19 protein-coding genes and 1 pseudogene are annotated in these 16,623 nt (G+C 33.6%); 17 read left to right on the forward strand and 3 right to left on the reverse strand.

What is annotated here, in order from left to right; translation table 11 throughout:
* The first annotated feature begins 101 nt into the window (after positions 1–101).
* The 3 genes from recQ (at position 102) to AC0L0O_RS10430 (ending at position 3,555) form a co-directional block, all read left to right on the forward strand.
* Entirely contained in the window at positions 102–2,219 is a 2,118-nt protein-coding gene (recQ, locus tag AC0L0O_RS10420) for a DNA helicase RecQ (protein WP_000494282.1), read from the forward strand.
* Positions 2,220–2,244: 25 nt separating this feature from the next.
* The gene (locus AC0L0O_RS10425; RefSeq protein WP_000546561.1) at positions 2,245–2,628 is read left to right on the forward strand and encodes a gamma-glutamylcyclotransferase family protein; all 384 of its coding nucleotides are present in this window, start codon (positions 2,245–2,247) and stop codon (positions 2,626–2,628) included.
* Positions 2,629–2,811: 183 nt separating this feature from the next.
* Complete coding sequence (locus AC0L0O_RS10430; RefSeq protein WP_001004301.1) at positions 2,812–3,555, forward strand: class I SAM-dependent methyltransferase; 744 nt, start codon at positions 2,812–2,814, stop codon at positions 3,553–3,555.
* A 19-nt stretch (positions 3,556–3,574) separates the two neighbouring features.
* Here AC0L0O_RS10430 and AC0L0O_RS10435 read toward each other — a convergent pair whose 3' ends face one another.
* Positions 3,575–4,441, reverse strand: a complete 867-nt coding sequence (locus tag AC0L0O_RS10435; RefSeq protein WP_000125195.1) for a CPBP family glutamic-type intramembrane protease — start codon at positions 4,439–4,441, stop codon at positions 3,575–3,577.
* A gap of 363 nt (positions 4,442–4,804) precedes the next feature.
* Here AC0L0O_RS10435 and AC0L0O_RS10440 point away from each other — a divergent pair, with 363 nt between their 5' ends.
* The 9 genes from AC0L0O_RS10440 (at position 4,805) to AC0L0O_RS10480 (ending at position 12,078) form a co-directional block, all read left to right on the forward strand.
* On the forward strand, positions 4,805–6,874 hold the full coding sequence (locus tag AC0L0O_RS10440) for a HelD family protein (RefSeq protein WP_098639151.1): 2,070 nt from the start codon (positions 4,805–4,807) through the stop codon (positions 6,872–6,874).
* A 62-nt stretch (positions 6,875–6,936) separates the two neighbouring features.
* Positions 6,937–7,269, forward strand: a complete 333-nt coding sequence (locus AC0L0O_RS10445; protein WP_000629056.1) for a DUF952 domain-containing protein — start codon at positions 6,937–6,939, stop codon at positions 7,267–7,269.
* Between the two features lie 169 nt (positions 7,270–7,438).
* Positions 7,439–7,783, forward strand: coding sequence for a PadR family transcriptional regulator (locus AC0L0O_RS10450; protein ID WP_000339343.1), 345 nt, complete (start codon positions 7,439–7,441; stop codon positions 7,781–7,783).
* Positions 7,770–8,780 (forward strand): HAAS signaling domain-containing protein, encoded by a 1,011-nt coding sequence (locus AC0L0O_RS10455; protein WP_473785749.1) that lies wholly within the window; start codon positions 7,770–7,772, stop codon positions 8,778–8,780. Before AC0L0O_RS10450 ends, AC0L0O_RS10455 begins: the two co-directional genes overlap by 14 nt.
* 34 nt (positions 8,781–8,814) lie before the next feature.
* A complete protein-coding gene (locus AC0L0O_RS10460) occupies positions 8,815–9,327 on the forward strand; it encodes a GNAT family N-acetyltransferase (protein WP_000617501.1) in 513 nt (170 codons plus the stop codon).
* A 144-nt stretch (positions 9,328–9,471) separates the two neighbouring features.
* Positions 9,472–10,248 (forward strand): serine hydrolase, encoded by a 777-nt coding sequence (locus AC0L0O_RS10465; RefSeq protein WP_000450770.1) that lies wholly within the window; start codon positions 9,472–9,474, stop codon positions 10,246–10,248.
* Positions 10,245–10,622 (forward strand): hypothetical protein, encoded by a 378-nt coding sequence (locus tag AC0L0O_RS10470; protein ID WP_000828008.1) that lies wholly within the window; start codon positions 10,245–10,247, stop codon positions 10,620–10,622. Before AC0L0O_RS10465 ends, AC0L0O_RS10470 begins: the two co-directional genes overlap by 4 nt.
* A gap of 26 nt (positions 10,623–10,648) precedes the next feature.
* Entirely contained in the window at positions 10,649–11,065 is a 417-nt protein-coding gene (locus AC0L0O_RS10475) for a GNAT family N-acetyltransferase (protein WP_000680406.1), read from the forward strand.
* 206 nt (positions 11,066–11,271) lie between these two features.
* Entirely contained in the window at positions 11,272–12,078 is an 807-nt protein-coding gene (locus tag AC0L0O_RS10480) for a GH25 family lysozyme (RefSeq protein ID WP_098639153.1), read from the forward strand.
* 65 nt (positions 12,079–12,143) lie between these two features.
* Here the strand turns inward: AC0L0O_RS10480 and AC0L0O_RS10485 are convergent, their stop codons facing one another.
* Together AC0L0O_RS10485 and AC0L0O_RS10490 are read right to left on the reverse strand one after the other, a co-directional pair.
* Positions 12,144–12,356: a DUF3006 domain-containing protein gene (locus AC0L0O_RS10485; protein WP_000820164.1), complete on the reverse strand. Its 213-nt coding sequence runs from the start codon at positions 12,354–12,356 to the stop codon at positions 12,144–12,146.
* A 2-nt stretch (positions 12,357–12,358) separates the two neighbouring features.
* The gene (locus AC0L0O_RS10490; RefSeq protein ID WP_000714666.1) at positions 12,359–13,744 is read right to left on the reverse strand and encodes an S-layer homology domain-containing protein; all 1,386 of its coding nucleotides are present in this window, start codon (positions 13,742–13,744) and stop codon (positions 12,359–12,361) included.
* Positions 13,745–13,991: 247 nt separating this feature from the next.
* On the opposite strand from AC0L0O_RS10490, the gene AC0L0O_RS10495 reads away from it, so the two are divergent.
* From AC0L0O_RS10495 to AC0L0O_RS10515, 5 genes and pseudogenes are all read left to right on the forward strand, one after another.
* Positions 13,992–14,396, forward strand: coding sequence for a GNAT family N-acetyltransferase (locus tag AC0L0O_RS10495; RefSeq protein ID WP_098639154.1), 405 nt, complete (start codon positions 13,992–13,994; stop codon positions 14,394–14,396).
* A 12-nt stretch (positions 14,397–14,408) separates the two neighbouring features.
* Entirely contained in the window at positions 14,409–14,744 is a 336-nt protein-coding gene (locus AC0L0O_RS10500) for an MmcQ/YjbR family DNA-binding protein (protein ID WP_000994641.1), read from the forward strand.
* Between the two features lie 75 nt (positions 14,745–14,819).
* Positions 14,820–15,623, forward strand: coding sequence for a DUF1835 domain-containing protein (locus AC0L0O_RS10505; RefSeq protein WP_000218991.1), 804 nt, complete (start codon positions 14,820–14,822; stop codon positions 15,621–15,623).
* A gap of 105 nt (positions 15,624–15,728) precedes the next feature.
* A pseudogene (locus tag AC0L0O_RS10510) lies at positions 15,729–15,866 on the forward strand (MmcQ/YjbR family DNA-binding protein); the annotation flags it as partial.
* Positions 15,867–15,887: 21 nt separating this feature from the next.
* Positions 15,888–16,595 (forward strand): class I SAM-dependent methyltransferase, encoded by a 708-nt coding sequence (locus AC0L0O_RS10515; protein ID WP_000655495.1) that lies wholly within the window; start codon positions 15,888–15,890, stop codon positions 16,593–16,595.
* The last annotated feature ends 28 nt before the right edge of the window (positions 16,596–16,623 follow it).

Genomic DNA, 16,623 nt, shown 5'->3' on the forward strand with positions numbered 1-16,623 from the left:
GAAAAAGCAAGCTGTTAGTCATGTATTCATCACTTTCATGACGCGTAAGTGATGATATAATAGAAGTAGATGAAAGATAAAGAAAAGCAGGTGACTCTTTTTTGTTTACAAAAGCACAAGAACTTTTAGCGTCTTATTTCGGTTATTCGTCATTCCGAAGAGGACAAGATGAAACAATTAAAAATGTATTAGATGGGAAAGATACAGTTTGTATTATGCCTACAGGTGGTGGTAAGTCAATTTGTTATCAAATTCCTGCATTAGTATTTGAAGGAACAACGTTAGTTATATCGCCTTTAATATCACTTATGAAAGATCAAGTAGATACATTGGTACAAAACGGTATTTCAGCTACTTATATTAATAGTTCTATTTCGATTACAGAAGCGAATCAACGAATTCAATTAGCGAAACAAGGACATTATAAGTTACTTTATGTAGCGCCTGAGCGACTTGATTCAATGGAGTTTGTTGATCAACTTATCGATATGAAAATCCCGATGATTGCCATTGATGAGGCGCACTGTATTTCTCAGTGGGGACACGATTTCCGTCCAAGTTATTTACATATACATCGCATATTAGACTACCTTCCAGAGAAGCCGCTTGTATTAGCATTAACAGCAACAGCAACACCACAAGTTCGTGATGATATTTGCAACACGCTTGGAATTAATCAAGAAAACACGATTATGACAACGTTTGAGCGCGAGAACTTATCATTTTCTGTTATTAAAGGACAAGATCGTAATGCGTATTTAGCGGATTATATCCGTCAAAATCAAAAGGAATCCGGAATTATTTATGCAGCTACTAGAAAAGTAGTCGATCAGTTGTATGAAGATTTAATGAAAGCGGGAGTTTCGGTTTCAAAATATCACGCTGGTATGAGCGATCATGATCGAAATGAGCAGCAAGAACTCTTTTTACGTGATGAAGTGAGTGTAATGGTAGCTACATCTGCGTTTGGTATGGGGATTGATAAATCGAATATTCGTTACGTTATTCATTATCAACTGCCAAAAAATATGGAAAGTTATTATCAAGAAGCAGGCCGTGCAGGCCGTGACGGATTAGATAGTGCATGTATATTGTTGTATGCTTCTCAAGATGTGCAAGTACAGCGCTTTTTAATTGATCAATCGACCGGAGAATCTCGTTTTTCAAATGAACTTGAAAAATTGCAAAATATGACTGATTACTGTCATACAGAACAATGTTTACAATCCTTTATTTTGCAATACTTTGGAGAAGAACCGAAAGAGGATTGCGGTCGCTGTGGTAATTGTACGGATAACCGAGAAAGTATCGATGTGACGAGAGAATCACAAATGGTTCTATCTTGTATGATTAGGACGAATCAACGATTTGGTAAACAAATGATTGCACAAGTACTAACTGGATCTAAAAATAAGAAAGTCATTGAATTTAATTTTCATACTTTGCCAACTTACGGACTTTTATCAAATCGTAGTGTAAAAGAAGTTAGTGAGTTTATTGAGTTTTTAATTTCAGACGAATTAATTGCAGTTGAACATGGTACTTACCCGACACTAAAAGTGACGGAAAAAGGGAAAGAAGTGTTACTAGGTAAAGAGAATGTATTACGTAAAGAACGAGTAGAGACAAGACAAATCGTTCAAGATCATCCTTTATTTGAAGTACTTCGTGAAGTACGTAAAGAAATTGCACAAGGAGAAGGTGTACCTCCATTCGTTATTTTCTCTGACCAAACGTTGAAAGATATGTGCGCAAAAATGCCGCAAAGTGACTCTGAACTCTTAACTGTAAAAGGGATTGGAGAACATAAACTTGTGAAGTATGGTTCGCACTTCTTACAAGCGGTGCAGCACTTTATTGAGGAAAACCCAAACTATGCTGAAACTATTAAAACAGAAGTGGTGTCAGAGCGGAAGAAGTCAGGGAAAGCTTCAGCAAATTCTCATTTAGAAACATATGAAATGTATAAACAAGGTATTGATCTAGATGAAATTGCGAAAGAACGTGGCTTATCAAGACAAACGATTGAAAATCATTTAATTCGTTGTTTTGAAGATGGAATGGAAGTAGACTGGAACAGTTTTGTTCCTGCAGAATACGAACAACTGATTGAAACTGCTGTGCAAAATGCTGAGGGTGGTCTGAAATCGATTAAAGAACAACTTCCGAATGAAGTGAGTTACTTTATGATTCGTGCTTATTTACAAATTAGAAAGTAGAGACATGTAAAGGGGATAGGGATTTATGCATCACGTTTTTGTATATGGCACGTTAAGAAAAGAGCAATCGAATGCTCATTTTATGCAAGGTGCAATATGTATCGCAGACGAAGCGTGGACGTATGGCAAATTATTTGATACAAACGAAGGATATCCGGCGATGACTTATTCGAATGAAGAAAAGGTGTATGGAGAAGTTTATGAAGTAAATGATGACATATTGCATAAGTTAGACGAACTAGAAGAATATACAGGTAATGCAGAGACGGATTTATATGAACGAATTACACAAATAGTATTTGATGGTGATAGGGAAATAGAGGCATATGTGTATATCGCTCACGATAAAAATATGCTAAAGAAAGTTATCATTTCTGGTGATTGGTTGAAGTATCAACAAGGGAAATAATAGCAGCATAGAGCAGATAGTGGAATTGTCCATTATCTGCTTTTTTATTTTTGACACTTTAAAGATTCTTATTATTCAGATAAAATGTAAATATAGGGAAATCAAAAGGAGGATTTTTCATGGGTATCAGAAATTTAGTTTCTCACCTGTAGTAGAAAAATAACGTACAGGAGGAGAATAATAATGAACGAATTAAATGTAAAAGAATTTTATAAAAAACAATTTGAATTACTAAGCTATGATATAAAAAATGAAAATTGGTTAAAGGAAGTTACGAAAGAAGTACAAGAACAAATTGGATATCCATTTCAAACGATGTTAGAACTAGGAGCTGGAAATGGTGGTTTTGCAAGAGCGATGTCTAATTTGAATGTAAAAATGACTACTGTTGAGCTTGTACCAGAGTTAGTTATGTTTGCTAAAGAACATTCTACTAACGACATTGTGATTCATTGTGCTGACTTTTATAAAATTAACTTTGAAGAAAAGTTTGATGTTGTTAGTTATTTAGACGGATTTGGTGTGGGAACAGATGAAGAACAATTGGTTTTATTAAAGCGAATCCATAATTGGTTGAAAGATGATGGGTGTGCACTTATTGATATTTATCAACCATTATATTGGGAAAAAGCAAATGGACAAGAAATGCCGATTTATTCTGCAATGCGAAAATATGAATATGATAGTGAAAATGCTAGGATGCTGGACCACTGGTGGGAAAAGGATTCTTCAAATGATATCGTGACACAATCTTTACGTTGCTATACGATAGATGAGATTAGTAATTTATGTGCAGAGGCTCGTTTCAGTATAGTTGGGATTTTCCCAGGAGGAGCGTATGACTTTGAAGAGAGGAAATATAAAGAGCAAGCGTCTTTAAATGAATGTTTATCATATCGAATAAAAGTAAAAAAGAGTAAGGATTAATTCCTTACTCTTTTTGCTTCTATAGTGTGAATAATTGATTATCATCCGTATTTAATTGTCGTTCTTTTTTAATTCTTATAGATCTTAGTACGATCCCAATTCCAAGAAATATAATAGTAGCAACGACTCCGCTAATAGGGTTTAACCAAAAATCACTGCTGTTAGTAAGTGTAATGATCCCTGTAATTGTAACTAAAACAGTAGGAACGGCATCTTCAATTGCATGCATGATAACGCATGGCCATACTGACTTTGTAAGTCTATATATTTCAACATACATAATAGACCAAGAAACCATAAGTATACAGCCTGATAAAAGCATATGTAACCTTGAAATAGATTCAAAATATTCATTTGGTAAAAAGACTAAATAATAAGCGGCATGCCAAAGAGCCCAAACTAAACCAGAAATAATATAAATAAACCAATCGTTTAACTTTAGTTCAATGAGCTTAGGAGTTAAATAACCGCGCCATGAAAACTCTTCAAAAATATTTTTAATAAAGTTACCAATAGTAGACATGAATATGAGTGACAATAACGAATATATTTCAAAACTAGTTATGTTAGCTACTCCAAAAATAAGTGCTAAACTTATCGTTATTACTGTAACGAACGGATAAATTAGTATCGCAACGAAGTACCATTTAAAGTTTGCCTTCAAATTTAGTTTTATACCAAAATCATTCCAATCTCGGCTAATAACTCTAAGGAAAATACATGAGAGGAAAGGTAATATTAGCCACAGTCCCATGCCTAAAGAGTTTCCTTCAGGCTGATCTGTTAGAAAAGAATCTAGAATTACGCCAATCCAGCCACTTGCCAATACAATGAACACAAAAATAAGTAAATGTAACTTAATGGGTTTTCTTTTGATAGCAGTCATTTTGAATAGACTCCTTTACTTTTATTTTTGTTTTTGTGATTTTAGTTATTTTATAAATGAAATAATAGATATCTAGAAAAGAAGCTGGAGAGTATGTAAGGGGAACTTAGTTAGATAGTATAAAGTCCTTTTATCAATAGAAAATAGCAGCTTTTGTATAAATCACTTTATTATATGTGTAGTTGTATGTTTTAGATGTTATATATTCTTATCATGTAAAAATATCATTTGAATTTCAATATTAGAAAGGTGAAAAGTAAGTTTTTTCAGAAAAAACAAATTAAGTCCTTGACTTTATAATTGGATTTTTAATACAATTATATTTCGACTGAAAAATTAGAACGGATAGGAGGGAATCATCTAATGAACAACATTTTTGAAGAAGAGTTACAAAAAATGAAAGATACATTACGTACGATGGATGATCAATTAGAACAGCTTGAAAAAATCCCAGTTTATTATGGCGATGATTTTAAAGAGCAAATTCTTGAAAGTATGAGGGAGTCTAATAGACAAAACTTACGTATTGGTGTACAAGAACCGTACTTTGGAAGATTAGATTTTCAAGAGGATGGCAAGGAAGAAGTTATGCCGATCTACATCGGTAAGGTAGGTGTTTCAGATAAAGATACGATGAAACCAATTGTAATTGATTGGCGGGCACCTGTCGCAAGTATGTTTTATTCATTTACCGGCGGTGATGAATTAGCGTTTTATCAATCACCAGACGGATTAGTAGAAGGTGATGTTTATTTAAAGCGAAACATCTCTATTCGAAAAAGAGAATTAGAACGTGTTGTTGATACATATGTAAAAGGAAATGAAGATGTCTCGCATGCCGATGATTTTCTTCTATATCGATTAGGTGAGAATAAAGATAATAAACTAAAGGATATTGTTTCGACGATACAATCGGAGCAAAATGATATTATTCGTGCGGAAAGAAACTTACCATTACTTATTCAAGGGGTTGCAGGAAGCGGTAAAACAACAATCGCTTTACATCGCCTTGCTTTTTTAATTTATGAATATCGTGAGCAATTAGAAGCGGAGCGAATGATTGTTTTCGCTCCGAATAGTCTGTTTTTAGACTATATTTCGAGTGTACTTCCTGAATTAGGTGTAGGGAATATTAGTCAAACAACATTTCTGGACTGGGCATTACGTACGTTAGATGATTCGGTGAAACTGAAGCAGACAGAAGAAAAGTTGAAAGAAGCATTTTCTATTAATCGTGATGAAAGAAAGGTTATGCTTGGTAAATTGAAAGGTACGCTAGAATTTAAGTCCTTTATTGAAGAGCAAATGGTTCAAATTGAAAAAGAACTAGTACCAACAAGTAATTTTGAGGCATGGGATAAAGCTGTTATTCCAGTGGAAGATATTAAAAAGTGGATGCAAGTCGAATATAAACACTATCCATTAAAGAAAAGAAGAGAACGTCTAGTCGGCCGAATGAAACGCTGGATTGAAATTGAACTGAAAAAGTATGGAGAAACAAACGAGAAAAAATTACTCAAAAAAGAAGCAACTAAAAGACTGAACACTTACATGAAGTTTTGGCCGAAAATGAGTGCTCTTTCACTGTATAGTTCAATATTAAAAAGTAAGGAAATACTCGGAGTATTACCTGAAGAACTTGTTAAAGAAACAGAAAAGAATTGTCGTAAAAAAGAAGTGTATGTAGAAGATTTACCTGCTTTAATATACATACATCACCGCATCACAGGTATTGAAATTGGACAAAAGTTTCATCACGTCGTTATCGATGAAGCGCAAGATTTCTCGCCATTCCAAGTTTATGTATTAAAAGAAATTACACTAGGTAACTCTTTCACTATATTAGGTGATTTATCTCAAGCGATTTATGATTATCAAGGGATTGAAGATTGGAGTGCGTTTAAGGAAGTATTCCAAGAAACAGGTTATTATGAACTGACGAGAAGTTATCGTTCTACAAAAGAAATTATTGAATTCGCAAATGAGATAATAAAAAATGCAGAAATTTCTGTAGGGCTTGCAATGCCAGTTTTCCGTAGTGGAGAAGAAGTAAAAGTAATTCATACAGAAGATCAGTTTACTGAAATTTTGAAGACATTAAAACAGCTACAAAATGCAGATGTGAAAACAATTGCGGTAATCGGAAGAACAGACGATGAATGCCGCGATATGTATGAGAAATTAACGAATGCAGGATTGACTGTAAACGTCATTGAAGCAGATCAAAGTAAATATGAAGGGGGCATTTCGGTAGTACCTGTATACTTAGCGAAAGGGTTAGAATTTGATGCTGTTCTACTCATTGATGTCGATGAAGAACATTATAAAAATACGAAACACGATGCGAAGTTATTATATGTCGGATGTACAAGGTCGCTTCATGATTTATGGATTTTCCATAGCGGGGAAGCATCTCCATTAATTAAGAAGTAAAAATTCAAATGGTTTTTCAATAGAGAAGCATCTTATTTTATAAAAATATAGGGGACATGATAATGATTACAAAAGTAATAACAAAGAGAAATTGGGAAATCGCAAAAATAGCTGGAGAAATTAATGAAAAATCACTAATAGAAGAGAGATTTATCCACTGTTCATTTTTAGAACAAGCTTTAAACGTTGCTCAAAAACATTTCGTTCATGAAGAAGATGTTTTATTACTTACAATTAATCCAGCCGTTGTAAAAGCAGAAATAAAATATGAACTTGCTTCAAATGGTCAAAAGTATCCGCATGTTTACGGAGCAATTAATATAGATGCAATTATAGATGTTGTTCCATTCCCTAAGGAAAAAGGGGAATTTATATTACCAGAGTTACAAAGGTAAGCGTGTTACAAGTAAATAATTTAGTTAGAAAAGCACAAATCATATAGTTTGTGCTTTTTATTATCCGTTTTTTGGTAAAATATTGTTGTTTTTGTCACACTAATACTGTACGATACATAGTATAAAACACATACTGTATGACATATAGTAATGGAAATGAGGTGAACACATGGATGCTTTATTAAATTCATTAATTACTGAACTAAGAAGAGGTACATTAACATTAGCGGTTTTAAGTCAATTAAGAACGCCGCAGTATGGGTATTCACTTGTCCAATTATTAGAGAAATCAGGAATCGCAATCGATCAAAGCACTTTATATCCGCTGCTTCGCCGGTTAGAAAAGCAAGAGCTAGTGACGAGTAGTTGGGATAAAACAGAGAGTAGGCCTCGTAAGTATTATGTTTTAAGTGAATACGGATTAGAGATATTCCTGCAGTTGAAAAAGGAATGGATAAAGGATTCGAAAGAACTTTATAACTTACTAAAGGAGGACAAGAATGAATTTAATTGATATTTATGTCGAGGAAGTAGCGAAGAGATTACCTGAAAAAAATCGTGAAGATATTATTCTTGAGCTACGGTCAACAATTGAGGATATGTTGCCTGATAATTGTAATGAAGACGATGAAAAAAGAGTTCTTGAAAAATTGGGGAGTCCGGTTTCATTAGCTAATGGATATTTGGATAGACCGATGCATTTAATTGGACCGCGTTATTTTGATGTATATTTGACGTTATTAAAAATGATCATTCCAATTGCAGCTATTATCGCACTCATTGCAATGGTTGCAGAAAATTTCATAAGTTATACTGGTGATCAAGCAGTATTAAATGTTATTTTACAATTAATAGGTAAAGGCATTGGAGAAATTTTTGAAGTAGCCCTCCATGTATTTTTCTGGTTAACACTTGTATTTGCTATTTTAGAAAGAACGGATAAAAATAAAGATACCGAGCCATTGACGACAAGTTTAAAAAGGTGGACGCCAGATGATTTGAAAAACATTTCGCATATTCCGAAGAAAAAAGCAATCTCCAAGTTTGAAGTTTTTGGAGGGTTAATGTGGACAGCAATTTGGGCTACACTTTACTTTTATGCGAACCATCTAGTTGGCGTATACAGTGGTACAGAAAATGGATTGAAGTTTGTCGCGCCAACGTTTAATCAAGAGGTGTTACTTCAGTATTGGCCAATTGTTATGATTATGATTGTTCTTGAAATAGCTATATCTCTTTATAAGTTAGTACAGGGACAATGGACAAAAAGATTGGCAATCGGGAATGCTCTTCTTCAAATAGTTGGAACGATAGTATTCATTATAATTGTAGTAAATCCGCACATATTTACCGATGGATTTATTACGTTTGTGGCAAATGTGTTCACTATTTCTCCGGAAGAACTTAAAAAGTGGCTAATTGGTGGGGGTATTCTCATTTACGTTTTATCTGCTGCATTAAACATTTATGATGGCTTTCGAAAAGCTAGTGTTCGTGTAACAAATAGGTAGTTAAAAAGAGAACGTATATGAAAGGAAGAAAAGGATGATAAGGGAAGCAACGGAAAAAGATGTAATATACATTTTAGATATTTATAATGATGCGATACTGAATACAACTGCTGTATATACTTATAAACCCGTAACCCTTGAAAATAGAATAGATTGGTATGAACAAAAAAAGGCTGATGGTTATCCGATTTTTGTATACGAACTAGATAATAAAGTAGTAGGATTTGCGACATTCGGTCCGTTTAGAGCTTGGCCTGCCTACAAATATTCAATTGAGCATTCTGTGTATGTTGATAAGGAATATAGAAAATGTGGGATTGGAACTTCTTTGATGAGAGCATTGATCACAATTGCAAAAGAAAGAGAATATATGACTTTAATTGCTGGAATTGATGCAGAAAATGAGAAAAGTATTGCCTTACATGAAAACTATGGATTTGTTCATGCAGGGACAATAAAAAAAGCTGGTTATAAGTTTAATAAGTGGCTAGATTTAGCTTTTTATCAATTGGAGCTTTGTGGTCCTAAAAATCCTTTAGAAGAATAGAAATTTAGTATCTTAGGTAGCATGGAGTTATTCATGCTACCTTTTTCTTATTGTAATCATAAGAATGCTTTTCTAAAAAAGGGATTTTATATTATATATTGAATTATTAAAAAATAATATAACGTTTGGAAAAGAGGCTGGGAAATGGAAACTGTCATTCAAAAAATGAAAGAGATACAATCTGATCATGTTGGAATAGCTATTTATTCTACAAAAAATAATCGCATAGTTGCTTCATATAATAGTGAATTAAATATTCCGTTAGCATCGGCAGCAAAAGTAACAATAGGATTTGTAGTAGCGCAGATGGTGAAGGAAAATAAATGTAATTGGAATGATATACTTCATCATGTTAAATTGAATCCACATGAAGATAGTGCGCAGTTATATCCACATTTACAAGGAAGAAGGACTTTAACACTTAGTAAAGCAGTAGAAGTAATGATAGCATGTCATGATAGTTACGTTGCGCAGTCAGTTGTAATGTACTGTGGTGGGTGGGATGTTGTGAAAACGTATGCCCAAACGTACTTTTCAAAAATTCATATACAAGAGGACGCTAGAGATGAGAAAAATGTTGGAGAATTAAATGAAGTTCTTTCCCTTTTAGTACATATTTTTCAGGGGTATAAATCAGAAGCAGAATTATGGGAACCAATTATTAGCGGTATGGTAAGGCAGCAAGGTGAATATGAAGGAATACATTCATATCACTTAGCTCATATGACAGGTGGACTATCTTCAGCTGCAATAAATATTGGTATAATAGGAATATTTAACGAATTTCCGTTTCTTTATGTTATGGGGGGAAAAGATTTACCTAATCGACTTGAAAATAAAGAGGTAGATGAAGCTTTTGCGGTAGCTTTGAAGTACATATACAAAGAATATAGTCAAAGTATGCTAGGAGTGAGTAATTGAAAAGAAACTTAAAGACATCAACAATCATTATATTAATAGTAACAATCATCGCTTTGGAAGTTGGAATCGCGATTTACGATCATACTTTATCGTTATATACAATTTACTTTGCAGCGATCCTTATTTGTATTGTATTACTTTTTGGTACACGTATTTCTAAAGAGAAAGAAAGTACAACAAAAGAGAGACGAAGAAAAACAGCACTTCTATTTTGGCCATCTATTTTACTATCTATTGCTTCTTTTGCAGTTATAAGTTATATAAGAATAGGCTATGTCTCTGTACCAGGGATAATTGGTTTTTCATGCTTTGTTACTTATGGTGGATTCGTATTTATTAGTATTTTAAAGAGAAAAAGTAAAAATGAAAGGTAGCTTAATAAGCTGAAAGGAAGGAATATATGAAACACATAGAGAATGGTACTCGCGCTGAAGGAGAATACATAAAAAATAAGGTCATTCAATATAACATGTCTATTTTAACAGATGAAGCAAAACAGCCGATGGAACAAGTAAGTTTTGTAGTGAAAGATGAGAATGGGAGAATCTTTGGCGGAGTAACAGGAACAATGTATTTTTATCATCTGCATATAGATTTTTTATGGGTTGATGAATCAGTTCGTCATGATGGTTATGGTAGTCAACTATTACATAAAATTGAAGATATTGCGAAGGAAAAAGGTTGTAGATTAATATTATTAGATTCATTTAGTTTTCAAGCACCAGAATTTTATAAAAAGCACGGCTACCGAGAATATGGTGTTGTTGAAGATCATCCTAAAGGACATAGCCAACATTTTTTAGAGAAGAGATTATAGTCATAGTATTCTAGAAGAAAAATAGATTTTAAAAGTATCACTAACAAGGTGATGCTTTTTCTTTTTTATTGAAAATGAGCTATTATCTTTTTAGAAGACAGTGGCCGTATTTACTATACATACTAACAAAGAGTGTTGATTTTTTAGAAGGGGATGAGCAATAAGACGAGCAATGAATATAATAGTGATAAAGGAGGTGTTAAGTTATGGGTTATATTGTAGATATTTCGAAATGGAACGGTAACATTAACTGGGATGTAGCAGCTCCTCAATTAGATTTCGTTATTACCAGGGTACAGGATGGATCAAATTATATAGATCCTTTATATAAAAGTTATGTTCAAGCAATGAAAACAAGAAATATTCCTTTTGGTAACTATGCATTTTGTCGCTTTATTTCAATTGCTGATGCGAAGAAGGAAGCGCAAGATTTCTGGAATCGCGGTGATAAGAGCGCTACGGTGTGGGTGGCTGATGTCGAAGTGAAAACAATGGATGACATGATAGCCGGTACACAAGCTTTTATTGATGAATTACGCCGACTAGGTGCTAAGAAAGTTGGGTTATATGTTGGTCATCATATGTATGGGCCTTTCGGTATGGCGAACGTAAAAAGTGACTTTGTATGGATCCCTAGATATGGCGGTAATAAACCAGCATATCCTTGTGATATTTGGCAATACACTGAGACAGGTAATGTACCAGGTATCGGGAAATGTGATTTAAACCAATTGATAGGAAATAAGCCGCTTTCTTGGTTTACTGAATCAGTACCAAAACAAGAAAACATACAAGCACAAGTTTCTAAACAAAATATTATCCAATCTGGAGCTTTTTCACCTTATGAAACACCAGATGTTATGGGAGCGTTAACTTCTTTAAAAATGACTGCTACCTTCATTTTACAATCGGATGGTTTAACATATTTTGTTACTGAACCGACTAGTGATACGCAATTAAACGCACTGAAAAGTTGGCTTGATCGAAAAGGTTGGTGGTATGAAGTTAAATAATAAAAAAATAACTAGCTGCCATTTGTAAAAAAAAGAGCCGTCCAGTTTTGGAGGGCTCTTTTTTACTATTCAAATAGCTTATTCATTAAATCTTGTATTTCACGTCTTCTTTTATCTGTTTCGTCCTTATCAATCGTATACGTATCATCCTCTATTATAAGAACATCACCCTCTTTTGCAGTGGAAGGGAGTTTGGATTTAGGTACATCAATTGTTACGTTATTCACTTCAATAACTGCTAGTTCGCCTTCAAAACGGTCAATAATACCTCTCTTCATAATTATCTCTCCGCTCTTACAGAAATGTTAGAACCATCACTATTAATAATTACAGTTCCATTTAAATCAGTTCTATATACCTTAACAGACATTGCATTTAACTTTGCTAAAGTTTCCTGAGTAGGATGGCCATATCGGTTACCTGCACCTGCACTGATTATAGCGATACTTGGTTTCACTGCATCTAAAAATGGCTGAGAAGAAGATGTCTTACTTCCGTGATGTCCAGGTTTTAATACATCGGATTTTAGGCCGGAACCATACGTTGCAACCATATCTTTTTCACTTTTAGATTCAGCATCACCAGTAAATAAGAAAGATTTGCTGCCATGTGTTACTTTTAATACAGCACTCCACTCATTTAGATCGTTACCGTATTCTTTAACAGGAGCTAAAAATTGTGAGTTTAAACCATTGATTGGTAAAGTTACTCCAGATTTCGCTTCTTTAATAGTCAATCCTTTGTTAGCTACTGCAGTTAAAAAGTCCTTAAACGTTTGTGTCGTATGACTTACTTTAGGTGCGTAAACGTTTTTTACATTCATAGCATAAAGTACTTCATCCAATCCGCCTACATGATCGGCATCAGGATGAGTGGCAATCATATAATCGATAGTTTGGAATCCTAATCCTTTTAAATAATTTGCTACAACTTTACCTTTTCCGTTATTTCCGCCATCAATAAGGATCGTTTCTCCACTTGGAGATTTAATAAATGTAGCATCACCTTGTCCGACATTTATATAATGGACTTCTAACTCTCCTTTAGGCTTAGGAAGACCTGGACGGAAACTTGGTTCTAATACTCTTGCTAAGAATGCAGCGAACTGTTCACGAGTTACTTTTACGTCTGGACCAAATGTACCATCAGGAAATCCAGCTGTAATATTATTTTGAGCTAAAATTTTGACATAATTGTAACCCCAATGATTAGATGGAACATCAGGGAAATTGACGTCAGCACCTGTAGGTTTCAAATTAAAAGTTTTAACTAGTACTACTGCCATTTCTGCACGAGTTAATGAGCGGTCAGGGAAGTAGTTTGTTTCACGTTGTACAATATTGTTATGTGCTAACTTATGTACAGAATCATAGTAATAGACACCTTTGGCTACATCGGAAAAAATATGATTATAGTTAGATGGTTTTTCTAATTTTAATGATAAATCTAGCATTAAGGCCATTTGTCCACGAGTTACATAATCACTCGGTTTAAAAGTTCCTTCTGGTGTACCATTAATGATACCTTTATCCGATAAATAGTTAATTTCTTTAATTGCCCAATGATTAGATTGGACATCAGGGAAAGATTTAGCACTTGTAAGATTTGGAATGAACAATGTTAAAATCATGACAAATGCTGTTAATAATAAACTAAACTTTTTCAAAAAATCGCCTCACTTGATGTATTTTTTACCTTATTAACTTTACCATTTCTTACAAGTGATTCAAAGTTTAATAGGTAAATATTTTATTAATTGTTTTGTATTTCCATAAATTCGTTAATTTGAAATAATCTAACTTAATAGAGGGGATAGGAAAGGTAGTAGAGAATTGTTTGTATTGTAAAATCCATAATATAAATTTATAAAATCGTTTATAATAATTTATATTATGTTAAATGGGAGAAAGAAAATGTACACGTATAAATTACAAGATGAGAAACCAATCTGTTCAGAAAAATTAAAGAGGCTTTATGATTCTGTCGGTTGGTGGCCAGAAAGAACAGAAATCGATATTCAAAAAATGTTAAAAAACAGTATAGCAATTGGGGTATGGAAAGAAAATGAGTTAATCGGTTTTGCTAGAGTTGTTTCAGATGGTGTTTTTCGAGCGTACCTAGAAGATGTTGTTGTGCATGAAAGTGTAAGAAATAAAGGCATTGGTGAGAAGATGCTTACAATGTTGCTTGAAGAGATATCTTATATCGATATTGTGAGCTTATTTTGCGGAGAGAAACTTATAACTTTCTATGGGCAACAGCAATTTCAAGCGACGAAACAAATTGTAATGCATCGTAATCAAATAGTGAAAGAATAGGGGGGAATTAGAATGAATGCAACAAGAGAATATTGTTTATCGAAAAGAAAAGCGACAGAAGATTCACCAGATGGTTGGAATGCAACGTGTATGAGGCTTAATAATAAAATATTTGCAATAGTAAACCATGAAGAAGGAGAAAAAGCTGCAATTACATTGAAATGTGATCCAGAACTTGTGCTAAGAGTAAGAGAAGAGTATCCAGAAACAATCATTCCAGGGTATCATATGAATAAGGTTATACGGAGTTCAAAACATAAGACTTGTAAAAATATTAGAACGAAAAATGCATCGCTATTGAACGGCGGTGTATTTTTATCTTACAAAAATGTAATAAAAGTACGATAGTTATTTTGTAATGCCGTGCTTATACTGTTATTAAGGAAACAAAATCACATTGAATGAGCAAGGAGACTAGACATTATGACTGTTACACACATTGTATTTGGAGATTCAGCATTTGGGAATTTAAAGCACGCTTTCCAACAAAGAAATGAAAAAATTATTTGCGTGAATGATGATTTTTCAATAGGGTCGTTAAATTTTACAGACGGAATGCGAGCTAGGAAGAAATGGCTTAAAGAGGTGTTGACATCAACAGGGCAAGAATCAAACTTAGACTATGTGGAATGGGTGGAAGCAAAACTAAAGCAAAACCCAAAAATAGAAGAGGTTCCAAGTAATAGCAAGGTAGTTTTATGGTACGGAGAAAATGCTTCAGACGTTGTTGGAGTGAGTTATGTAGTAGCACTACTTCAAGACAAAGGCATAGAATTTTCAGAAGTGAACGTTACAGATTTCAGCCGCCGCATTGATTATAAAGTTCAAGATGAACACGGAAAGGAACTGTTTCATACGTTTAAAAGTTTGGCAGAAGTGCCGTCCGAGTTTATCCTAGGTGCAATTCAAATGGAAAAAGAGTTGTCTCAAGAACAGGTTCAAGAATTAGTGCAGGATTGGGAAAACTACTCGCAATCTAACGGATTACTGAGAGTGTTGGAAAACGGAAAAATAGTTACGGAATCAGAAGATTATTATGACACAGCTATATTAGAACAGGCTACCCAAGAGTACCAACAAGCTGTTGTCATCGTTGGAGAAGTAATGGTGAAAAGCGAACAACGTATGGGCGATACTTATTTAAACTTCCGCGTGCAGCAGTTAATCAAACAAGGAAAATTGATTTCTAAAGGAAATTTCTCAAAAATGGAAATTCGTTTACCATAAATTTCAAAAAAAGGGAGGCAAGGCTCCCTTTTTTTGTGCTAAAATAAATATATTATGCATCAACGGATTGGTATTAATCAAAGGAAAAAACCTAATTAAGTACAGATGAATAAAAAACATTGGAATACAGTGTATATACATAAAGATGTAGAACAAGTGCAAATTAATAAGATGATTGATTGGTCGTATGATTTAGTTCTGCAGTCATTTTCAAAGAAAAAGCAGCAAGAGTTATTATATTAATATGTATAAGGGGTGGGTGTGTTGAAAGACACGATTAAAGGTACATATGATAAATTAGCGAGTACATATAAAGAGAATCTAGATGTGGCAAATCCATATAACAGCTATTATGAAAGACCAGCGATGATGGAGATGATTCCAAAGAATTTAGACGGGAAGAGCATACTAGATGCTGGATGTGCAGCTGGATGGTATACATCTCAATTTATAGAAAGAGGAGCAAATGTAACTGCAATTGACGTAAGTTCTGAAATGGTAAAAGCTGCAAAGGAACGTACAGGTGATAAAGCAACGTTTCTTTGTCATGACTTACAAGAAATATTACCATTTGAAGACAATACTTTTGATGTTATTGTGAGTTCGTTAACCCTTCATTATTTAGAAAATTGGAATCAAGTATTTCAGGAGTTTCGTCGAGTATTGAAGCCAGGGGGAGAATTTATATACTCCATTCATCATCCTTTTATGGACTTTACAAAGTTTACTTGTGAAAATTATTTCGAAAAACAATTATTGGTAGATACTTGGGTTAAACCAAATATTACAATAGAAGTTGAATTTTTTAGAAGGTCACTTCAAGATATTATTAATGAAACAACAAATTATTTTATGTTAGAAAAAATGGTTGAACCGAGGCCAGTTGAAAAGATGCAAGAAGTAAATGAAAAATCTTATCACTATTTAAATACAAATCCACATTTTCTTATTGTTAAAGCAGTTAATAAATAGCTAGTAAAATGATTATATTTTACTAGCT

Source organism: Bacillus sp. GS3m_15504 (assembly GCF_055825275.1).